This is a genomic window from Pseudomonas sp. R62 (assembly GCF_000257605.1).
Classification (GTDB): domain Bacteria; phylum Pseudomonadota; class Gammaproteobacteria; order Pseudomonadales; family Pseudomonadaceae; genus Aquipseudomonas; species Aquipseudomonas atacamensis.
Map to the genome: position 1 here is coordinate 1,308,302 of NZ_JH635998.1, position 5,132 is coordinate 1,313,433.

7 protein-coding genes are annotated in these 5,132 nt (G+C 58.9%); 2 read left to right on the top strand and 5 right to left on the bottom strand.

The window, feature by feature from the left end:
* The first annotated feature begins 244 nt into the window (after positions 1 to 244).
* The gene (locus tag OQK_RS30755; protein ID WP_016771791.1) at positions 245 to 406 is read left to right on the top strand and encodes a hypothetical protein; all 162 of its coding nucleotides are present in this window, start codon (positions 245 to 247) and stop codon (positions 404 to 406) included.
* Between the two features lie 7 nt (positions 407 to 413).
* Here OQK_RS30755 and OQK_RS07290 read toward each other — a convergent pair whose 3' ends face one another.
* The 4 genes from OQK_RS07290 to OQK_RS07305 all read right to left on the bottom strand — a co-directional run bounded on the left by OQK_RS07290 (position 414) and on the right by OQK_RS07305 (position 3,778).
* On the bottom strand, positions 414 to 1,031 hold the full coding sequence (locus tag OQK_RS07290; protein ID WP_016771792.1) for a Fic/DOC family protein: 618 nt from the start codon (positions 1,029 to 1,031) through the stop codon (positions 414 to 416).
* Positions 1,032 to 1,172: 141 nt separating this feature from the next.
* On the bottom strand, positions 1,173 to 2,066 hold the full coding sequence (locus OQK_RS07295) for an NAD-dependent epimerase/dehydratase family protein (RefSeq protein ID WP_016771793.1): 894 nt from the start codon (positions 2,064 to 2,066) through the stop codon (positions 1,173 to 1,175).
* A gap of 103 nt (positions 2,067 to 2,169) precedes the next feature.
* A complete protein-coding gene (locus OQK_RS07300) occupies positions 2,170 to 3,081 on the bottom strand; it encodes a LysR family transcriptional regulator (RefSeq protein ID WP_016771794.1) in 912 nt (303 codons plus the stop codon).
* Positions 3,082 to 3,187: 106 nt separating this feature from the next.
* Entirely contained in the window at positions 3,188 to 3,778 is a 591-nt protein-coding gene (locus OQK_RS07305; RefSeq protein WP_016771795.1) for an NAD(P)H-dependent oxidoreductase, read from the bottom strand.
* 180 nt (positions 3,779 to 3,958) lie between these two features.
* Here OQK_RS07305 and OQK_RS07310 point away from each other — a divergent pair, with 180 nt between their 5' ends.
* Positions 3,959 to 4,273, top strand: a complete 315-nt coding sequence (locus OQK_RS07310) for a putative quinol monooxygenase (protein WP_016771796.1) — start codon at positions 3,959 to 3,961, stop codon at positions 4,271 to 4,273.
* Here the strand turns inward: OQK_RS07310 and OQK_RS07315 are convergent.
* Entirely contained in the window at positions 4,263 to 5,027 is a 765-nt protein-coding gene (locus OQK_RS07315) for a sulfite exporter TauE/SafE family protein (protein ID WP_016771797.1), read from the bottom strand. The two genes, OQK_RS07310 and OQK_RS07315, sit on opposite strands and share 11 nt — an antisense overlap.
* Between the last annotated feature and the right edge of the window lie 105 nt (positions 5,028 to 5,132).

Below are 5,132 nucleotides of genomic sequence, written 5' to 3' on the forward strand. Positions count from 1 at the left end.
TCGGAGGGTGGGATTTTCATGGCATTTCAAATCTCCACTTAACTCTGTGGGAGCGAGCCTGCTCGCGAAGACCGCTTCACATTCACCCTCTTCATTGACTGACCCACCGCTTTCGCGAGCAGGCTCGCTCCCACAGTTTTGATCGCACCCTTCCAGGCAGAACGCTGTCGACCTCTTGAACCGAGTATGTCGACGCTTCGAACGAGCGCTATACTCGCTCAAGGTAATTACCCGGGATCACGCCATGGCCATCGTACGTCGCAACCGAAAAAAATTGACCCAGGACGCCCTGATCCGCTCAATCGCCAGCTCCACAGCGATCGAGACCGGCCAAAGTGTCGATATGATCGAACGCAAGCTCAAGGCCAAATCCGGCAAATTCCAACACCTCGCATTGGCCAGGTAGGCTTCTCTCAAGCCCACAGTGCTCGCCGGACCCAATATTCCATTGGCTGGTAGTTGCAGTTGAGGCCTTGATTTATCGCAGCAAAGTAAGCCTCTTTGTTTCGCTCCCAACTGCTGTAATCCAGCGGAACATAGCCCGCCTGCACCGCCATCACGTCTGCAAGTAATCTGGACAACCGTCCATTACCCTCCCGGAATGGATGAATCAAAATGAATTCCACATGCGTTACGGCGATGGCGTGAATGAGGTTCTCATCAAGATCAGCTTTGCACGGGGTGAATTCAGCAAGGCATTCCTTCTCAAACCCCTCTAACAAGCGCGGAATCTGTGGGGCCGCAGCAAAGAAAAAACCGTCTTTGCCAAGGTTGACCGCCCGTATTTCACCCGCCCAAGGATAGATATTGCCCAGCCAGTACCGATGCCAATCCCTCAAGTCCTGAACAGTAATTGACCGTGCCGGTAAACGCTCGATCAGAACCTGCTGGTAAAGTTTTTCCAGCAGAGTCAGCTCGGCATCATCCATCTCTTCAGGATCACTGATTCCCAGCTTGTTGCTCAGTACCTGCTCATCCGAGCCGGCCTGAAAACTGCCCTGTGCCCCCTCTGCCTCGTAACGATCAACCATTCCCGAACCTGCCGACCTGTCGATGATTCAAGGCACCTTAAGCCGGGTGACATGCGAGCGCAAAGGCAGAAATACAAACGGCCACCCAAAGACGGCCGTTCATTTGATCGATAGCAAAGCCCGACGGGGTTCAAAGACCCATCACACCATTTCGTTACGAATCCATTCCACCACCGAGGTGCGCTTCGGCGTCCAGCCCAGCAGTTCCCGGGCGTGTTTGCCGCGTACGCGGCTGTTGGAACCGAGGCCGTAGTTGGCCATTTCGTAGCCCCATTCGGCTTGGGCGTCTTGCAATGGCCAGTCTTGCGGTTCGCCCAGATTGAGGGCTGCGGCCATGGCGGTGGTCATGTCGATGAACGAGGCTTCACCGCTCTCGACGAAGTAGAAAGTGCCAGGCACGTTTTTGGTCAGCGCCAGCTGATACAGGGCGACGACGTCTTCGATGTGCACGTTGGACCAGATGTTCTGACCTGTTCCAACGTGGCGAACGACGCCGTTTTTGCGCGCCTGCTTGAGCAGTCGCGGCAATTGCACGCTGTCGCGGTTGACGCCCAGGCTGTGGCCGTAGATCAGGGTGTTGCAGATCACCGCCGAGTTCACGCCATTCTTCGCCGCCGCGAGCACCAGATTGTCGATGGCCACGCGATCGGCCTTATCGACAGTCGGCTCCGGCAGGTTGTCCTCGTAGTAAATGTCATCGCTGGATTTGCCGCCGGAGGCATCGCCGACAATGCTCGATCCGCTGGTGTGCAGAAAGACCTTGTTCGAGCCGCGCAAAGCGTCGAGTAACGCTTCCACCGCACCGCGATGGTCGCTGCTGGCAGCGTTGATGACGGCATCGGCAGCACGGGCCTGTTGCGCCAGCAATTGGCTGTCATCGAGGGTGCCGATTACCGCGTTCATGCCCAATGCTTTCAGCTCATCAGCCTGCTCCGCGCTGCGCACCAGGCCGGTGACGTTGTGCCCGGCCTGCACCAGGCCGGTGGCGATGGAACCGCCGATAAAACCGGCAGCGCCGGTGACGAATACGTTCATGGAGTAACTCCCTGCGTGAATAAGTGATGCAGCGAGTATCGGCCGATGAACCCCAGCGAAAAACCCGCCACAGGCCAATTCACTCTTGCGCAGGGATCACGAATCAGTCTTTGAATTCGGCGCTGGCGTAGGCGGCGAGTTTGCCCTGGATAAAGTCGAGGAAACACTGAATGCGTAACGCCAGTTGCGAGTTGCGGTAGTACACGGCGTTGATCGGCTGGCGGTAGCCGCTGTTGAATTCGCCGAGCAGGACTTTCAGGCGTCCGGCGCGGATGTCGTCGATGGTCATGAAGTGCGACAGGCAGGCGATGCCCTGCCCCTCCAGCGCCAAATGGCGCACGGTCTCACCACTGGAAGCGCTGATTGCCGGGCTGATCGGCCAGCGGTCGCCATGCACATAGCGCAGCGGCCATTGGTTGAGGCCTTCGTTGTGGGTGAAGCCGAGCAGCGTGTGTTCGCTCAAATCCGCCACTTGTCGTGGCGCGCCGTGCTTTTTCAAATAAGCGGGGCTGGCGACGATCATTAACGGACTGCAACCGAGCGAACGCGCATGCAGCGTCGAGTCGGCGAGGGTGCCGATGCGGATGGCGACGTCGGTGCTTTGTTCCAGCAGGTCAATGATCAGGTCATTGCTGTTGAGTTCGAGTTGGATGTCCGGGTACAGCTGCCGGAATTCGTCGATGTAGGGGACGATGGCGTGGAGCATGAACGGCGAGGCGGCGTTGATGCGCAGGCGGCCGGAGGGAGTTTGCTGGCGCGAAGACAGACGCTCTTCGAGTTGATCCATCTGATCGAGAATCAGCTTGGCCTGTTCGAAGAAATACTTGCCCTCCTCGGTCAGGTCCATGCGCCGCGTGGTGCGGTTGATCAGCGTGGTGTCGAGCTTGGCTTCGAGCTTCGACAGCGTGCGACTGACGGCCGACGGCGTCTGGCCGACCTGCTCGGCGGCGGCGGAAATCGAACCGCACTCGATCACGCAGACGAAAATCTGCAACTCATCGGATCTGGCTTTCACGGGTGTCCTCGCTGGAATCGCCGATCGCAGCCTGTAGCCATGCCCCCTGTAGAAGCTGCCGCAGGCTGCGATCTTTTGCTGTACCCGGATAGTAGCCCGAAACCCATCAAGCCTTGAGGCCAAACACCTCAGTCAGATGCTGCTCATAGCGCACTACATCATTGTCGATGTTCGGACGCTTCATTACGTCAACGCAGAGGAAGGTCGGCAGCGCGGTCATGCCCAGAAATTCGTTGGCCTTGTGGAACGGGAAGTACACGGCGTCCACGCCTTTGGCTTCGAAGAAATCCGTCGGGTCATCGAAGGCTTGCTGCGGCGCGTTCCAGGTCAGCGACAGCATGTATTGCTTGCCCTGAATCAGACCGCCACTGCCGTACTTCTGCGAAGCATCGGAACGGGTGCGACCGTCGCTGGCGTAGAGGCTGCCGTGGCCTTCGGTGAAGACTTCGTCGATGTACTTTTTCACCGTCCACGGCGCGCCCATCCACCAGCCCGGCATCTGATAAATGATCACGTCGGCCCAGAGGAATTTCGCCACTTCTTCGGCAACGTCGTAGCCCTCGTCGATAAACGTGGTCTTGACGTCGACACCGCCGCGATCGAGCACGCTCAGCGCGGTTTCGTGAAGGGTGGTGTTGTAGCGGCCATCAGAATGGGCGAATTTTTTACCGCCATTGAGCAGCAGGACTTTTTTCATCGAAAAACCTCGGCGCAGCCTTCAAGGCTGGATTGAAACAGGAATTGGAATGGCGGCAGATTAACCATCGATCTCGCGCGGAAACAGCCACGTCGGCGCAAAATACATTTGATCAAAACGCACGAATCGATCACCAATTGTTGCCGTAGCATCGCCGCTTTCTGCTTTGAGGAAGTTGTGATGAGTGAACGCCAGGGTTTCATCCTGCACGCCAAGACCCGCCCGGAAAAAGCCAGCGAGTTCGAAGCGCTGTTCCGCGCCTATGTCGAGCCGAGCCGCGCCGAACCGGGCTGCATCGAGTACCACATGCTGCGCGACCAGCAGGATCCGACGCTGTTTATCTTCTACGAGATCTGGGCCAGCCAGGCGCATCTGGATGAGCACTCGGCATTGCCGCACATGAAAGCGTTTTTCGCTAGGCGCATGGACTATCTGGAGCGCGATTTCGATATCCGCGCGATCGACATGCTCAGCGAATCGTCGGCTAGCCGCTGATCAGCAAATGGGCGCCGAGCGCGCCCAGTCCGATAAAGAACACGCGCTTGAACAGCGCCGCACTGATGCGCTGACGCAACCATTGGCCAAACCACATACCGAGCATGGCCGGGATCAGCGCCAGCAGCGAGGCGCTCAATTCGCCACCGCCGAGTGCGCCGTGCCAGAGCAGCCCAGCGGCCAGCGCCAGGGTCGAGACGGTGAAGGACAGGCCGAGCGCCTGCACCAGCTCATCGCGGCTCAGCCCCAGCGCTTGCAAGTACGGCACCGCTGGAATCACGAAGACGCCGGTGGCGGAGGTGATGACGCCGGTGATCAGCCCACACAGCGGGCCGAGCCAGCGCTCATGACGCGGGTTGACGTGCAAAGTCGGCAGAAACAGTCCGCTCAATGCATACAGCAACAACGCCGCGCCAAGTCCGCGCACCACCCAATGGCCGCCGGCCATGCCGATCCACAGGGTGCCGATGCCGGTGCCGAGGAAGATCATCAGCAGCATCGGCGAGAGGCGTTTGATCAAGCTTTTCAGGTGGCCACCGAAGGCCAGTTGCCAGAGGTTGGTCAGGGTCGCCGGAATGATCAACAGCGCGGCTGCCTGCGCCGGCACCATAGCCAGACCGAGCAGGCCCATGGCGACAGTGGGCAGGCCGAGGCCGATCACGCCTTTGACCGTGCCGGCGAGGAGGAAGGTGGCGATGACCAGCAGAGAGAGGGTAAGGCCGAGGGTCTGGTAGAAGTCGGTCAGTGTGTGCATTGGGGTACTGTGCACTGATCCGGGCTGGGGGAAAATCTGCCATATACTGAGGCAGCCTCTTCCTGTGCAAGAGGCTGACATCGGCGTTGAGGCATCTGGCCTCTT

What these genes read in the sequence shown, in the direction of transcription:
- OQK_RS07305 (WP_016771795.1), bottom strand. Translation starts at nt 3,778, where the DNA reads ATGAAAAAAGTCCTGCTGCTCAATGGCGGTAAAAAATTCGCCCATTCT.
- OQK_RS07310 (WP_016771796.1), top strand. Translation starts at nt 3,959, where the DNA reads ATGAGTGAACGCCAGGGTTTCATCCTGCACGCCAAGACCCGCCCGGAA.
- OQK_RS07315 (WP_016771797.1), bottom strand. Translation starts at nt 5,027, where the DNA reads ATGCACACACTGACCGACTTCTACCAGACCCTCGGCCTTACCCTCTCT.
- OQK_RS07290 (WP_016771792.1), bottom strand. Translation starts at nt 1,031, where the DNA reads ATGGTTGATCGTTACGAGGCAGAGGGGGCACAGGGCAGTTTTCAGGCC.
- OQK_RS30755 (WP_016771791.1), top strand. Translation starts at nt 245, where the DNA reads ATGGCCATCGTACGTCGCAACCGAAAAAAATTGACCCAGGACGCCCTG.
- OQK_RS07295 (WP_016771793.1), bottom strand. Translation starts at nt 2,066, where the DNA reads ATGAACGTATTCGTCACCGGCGCTGCCGGTTTTATCGGCGGTTCCATC.